Here is a 3644-nt window from a genome sequence, read left to right as displayed (position 1 = left end):
GTTGTGGCGCTACCGCTACCGCATCGCGGGCAAAGAAAACGTCTTTGCCATCGGCGACTATCCAACCATCGGCCTATCGGACGCACGCGACGAACACCGCAAGGCGCGGGCATTGGTCGAACAAGGTATTCACCCTTCCCACAATCGACAGGCTGAACGGCTGGCGAACGTCACGGCGAACGCAAACACCTTCGAAGCCGTCGCGCGGGAGTGGATAGCGAAGAAGTCGGCAGGATGGACGCCGTACTATCTGCGGCAGGTTGAACGCTTCTTGGCCGCCGACGTGTTCCCCTATGTGGGCAAGCTACCGATTCGCAGCGTCACGGCGGCGCACTTGCTCGAAATCATCCGTCGCATTGAAGGCCGGGGCGCTGAAACCGTCGCGCTGTTGGTTCGGCAATGGTCTTCGGCCATCTTCCGCTATGCCGTCGCAACGCTTCGCGCCGACAGCGACCCCGCCGCAGCGTTGAAGGGCGCGATTCATCGCCCGAAGGTCGAACACCGCAAGCCGCTTTCGCGCGAACAAATCGGCGACTTTGCGAAGGCGCTAGACGAATACGGCGGGTATCGAACAACCGTTATCGCGCTGCGGCTGATGTTGCTTACCTTCGTTCGCACCGTCGAACTTCGTAAAGCCGAATGGTCGGAATTCGACCTAGACCGGGCCGAATGGCGGATACCCGCCGAACGAATGAAGATGCGCGAACCGCACGTAGTCCCGCTGTCGAAACAGGCCGTCGAACTGCTGCGCGAATTGCATACCCACACGGGCGGGCGCGGAATCCTGTTCCCGAACTACCGCAACCCGAAAGAGTGCATGACCGCTACCACGTTGAACCGGGCGCTTGAACGTATGGGCTTCAACGGTAAAGACAGCATCGGGTTTTCCGCGCACGGCTTCCGCGCTACCGCTTCGACCATCCTTAACGAAATGGGCTACCGGCCCGACGTGATCGAACGCCAGTTGGCACACGCCGAACGCAACAAGGTTCGCGCCAGCTACAACCAAGCGCAGTACATGGAAGACCGCCGAAACATGATGCAGGAATGGGCGGATATGGTCGGCGAAATGACCGCAGGGGCGGCGCAATGACGAAGTACAGCATCGAAGACGGCTTGCCGATACCCGAAGCCAACAAGGGCGGCAGGCCAACAAGCCAGCGACTTGCCGAAATCGACGAACAGGCCGCGAACGACGTAATAAACGGCAAGTTTGCGAACGATTGCGAAGCCGCCGACGCTTATATTTGCGAGTACGCCGGGTACAAAATCACGAAAGACGACGGCGAAGTTTATTCGCACAAGAAAAAAGATTTGGTGAAGCGTATTCGCAAGTTCCGCGAAGATTTGCAGCAGAAATAACGAACAGGTTTTTCCCCTTAATGGCCTAGCTTGGCCGCCATAGGATTGCCCCATACCGCAACGGACGGGAGCAATCCACAATGAACCAACTTCCTGAAACTGGCTTTCTGCGCCTGCCGCAGATCATCGGCGACCCCGCCAAGGGTTTGCCGCCCCTTATCCCGGTCAAGAAATCGACTTGGTGGGCGGGCGTCAAGTCCGGTCGCTATCCGCAGCCGGTCAAGCTGTCGCAGCGCGTTACTGCGTGGCGTGTCGAAGACATACGCGCCCTGATTGCATCGGCTTGAAGGGGGTTCGCTAGTGTCTGCCCACAATTCCGCACCAGACTTCGGCTTTACGTCGTCGCCTGCCGAAGAACTGGCAGCGATGCGCGGGATTCTGTCGCACCTTGCACCGAAGAAAGAAGACGACGTGCGGATGGTTGCCGCCGCGTTGAAGACGCACGGCCCGAAGTTCGAAGAACTCTTTTTTGAATGGGCTACGCCGTTCGGGCGCTACAAGGCAAAAGGCTTGTGGGCAAAGGTGAAGGCCGACCCCGACGCGATGACGGAAGTTATCGAACGGCAGGTTACAGCCCTTAGCAAGAAACAGCGTTTCAGCCCGCTACCCGTCGAAGCCTTGGAAGCAATGCCGCCGCAGCAATGGCGAATCAAGGGCGTATTTCCAATCGAAGGGCTGGCCGTTGTTTATGGCGCTTCGACCGCTGGCAAGTCGTTTCTTTCGCTCGAAATGGCCGCTTCCATTGGCGACGGGTTGCCGTTCTTCGAACACGCCACAAAGCCCGCTGCCGTGCTGTATGTCGGCCTTGAAGGTGAAGGCGGATACCGGGGCCGGGTTGTCGCGTGGCAACGTCACCACGGGCGCGCCATACCCGATAGCGTGCGGTTCCTGCTGCAACCGTTCCGCCTTACCGACCCGCAGGACGTGGCAGACCTTGCCGCCGTCTGTCCGCCCGGCTGCGTCGTGTTTATCGACACGCTGAACAGGGCTGCGCCCGGAATGGACGAAAACAGTAGCCGCGATATGGGCGCAGTGATCGAAGGCGCGAAGACGCTTCAACGTTTGATCGGCGGGCTTGTCGTTCTTGTTGCCCACACGGGCAAGGATTCGGCGAAGGGGCTTCGCGGGCATTCAAGCCTGTTTGCTGCGCTAGACGCCGCCGTTCTGGTAAGCCGCGAAGGCGACGCCCGAAGCTGGAAAGTCGATAAGGCGAAGGACGGGCGCGACGGCGACGTTCATTACTTCCGCTTGCATGTCGTCGAAATCGAAACAGACGAAGACGGCGACGTAGTTACTTCGTGCGTCGTGGTGCCGGATAGCGTCATGCCCACAAGGGCCGAAAAGCCGCTAACCGCAAATCAGAAGATGGCGCTTGAATCGTTCCGCGCAGCGGCGGGCACCTTCGGCGGTCTTGACGAACAAGGCAACTTCAACGGCCTGCATTTGAGCCAGTGGCGGCCCGTGTTCTACCGCATGAGTCCCGCCGATTCGGACGCAGCGAAGAAAAAGGCTTTTGAGCGCGCACGCAAAGACTTGATCGAACTTCAACGTATCGAAGTCGAAAACAACGTTTATCGGTTGGCAGGCGATACCGCACCGATTGAAGAAAAGTGCATTGCCGAAGTGTTGAAGGCCGCACGCGACAAGGCGACAGGACAGCGACAAACCGGCGACATGTCCCGCGTCGCATCCCTGCCGTTGGGGGACGACAGCGACACACTCCCTTTAGGGAGTGTCGCATGTCCCGCTGATGCGATAGCCGATTTTTCAAATGCCAACAGCCGCCCCATGTGGGCACCGAATTTCAAAAGGTGATCGTATGTTCAAGCCCGAAGCGTACCAACTCGATGAGGCGTTTTTGCGCGAAGTGAATCAAGCCCTTGACGCAGTAGCGCGCGAACTTGGCGGCGTGCCGACGCTGAAAAAGCAATTCGCATCGCATCTTTACTTCGAACGTAAAACCGTCTTCGACGTAGCCGCAGCCGCCTACAACGCAGCGCGCAAGGTGTATCCGTATGACGTATCAACGAAGGTCGCGCGCTATATCGCTATGGAATGGCCGAAAGACCCCGAAGTAGTGGCGCACTTGCTGGCGATGAACGAAGGATTCGAAAGCGGGCAGTACGCCGTAAGCAAGTCGCAGTTTTTCGACTTCGTTTGCCGCTGCATTGAAGACATAAGGGCGCCTCGAAAAACCTCGGCACCTCTGTGATTGGTAAAATTGGATTGTCCTGATTTCGTTCTCTGCCGCCAGCCATGAAGAAACGCCCCGCCATCAAGCC

At 58.4% G+C, this 3644-nt stretch carries 5 protein-coding genes; all 5 read left to right on the top strand.

Annotation, left to right across the window (positions count from 1 at the left end):
* Positions 1–1093: tyrosine-type recombinase/integrase (locus tag GPA21_RS19545; RefSeq protein ID WP_168989745.1), on the top strand; the 1093-nt coding region annotated here is incomplete at its 5' end.
* Positions 1090–1362, top strand: coding sequence for a hypothetical protein (locus GPA21_RS19540; protein WP_168989744.1), 273 nt, complete (start codon positions 1090–1092; stop codon positions 1360–1362). The genes GPA21_RS19545 and GPA21_RS19540, both read left to right, overlap by 4 nt.
* A gap of 80 nt (positions 1363–1442) precedes the next feature.
* Positions 1443–1649 (top strand): helix-turn-helix transcriptional regulator, encoded by a 207-nt coding sequence (locus GPA21_RS19535; RefSeq protein WP_168989743.1) that lies wholly within the window; start codon positions 1443–1445, stop codon positions 1647–1649.
* A 13-nt stretch (positions 1650–1662) separates the two neighbouring features.
* Positions 1663–3177, top strand: coding sequence for an AAA family ATPase (locus GPA21_RS19530; protein ID WP_168989742.1), 1515 nt, complete (start codon positions 1663–1665; stop codon positions 3175–3177).
* Positions 3178–3181: 4 nt separating this feature from the next.
* Entirely contained in the window at positions 3182–3574 is a 393-nt protein-coding gene (locus GPA21_RS19525; RefSeq protein WP_168989741.1) for a hypothetical protein, read from the top strand.
* Positions 3575–3644 lie beyond the last annotated feature (70 nt).

It is taken from the genome of Azoarcus taiwanensis (assembly GCF_012910885.1).
GTDB lineage: Bacteria > Pseudomonadota > Gammaproteobacteria > Burkholderiales > Rhodocyclaceae > Azoarcus_F > Azoarcus_F taiwanensis.
This window is presented reverse-complemented; position numbering and strand designations above follow the sequence as displayed.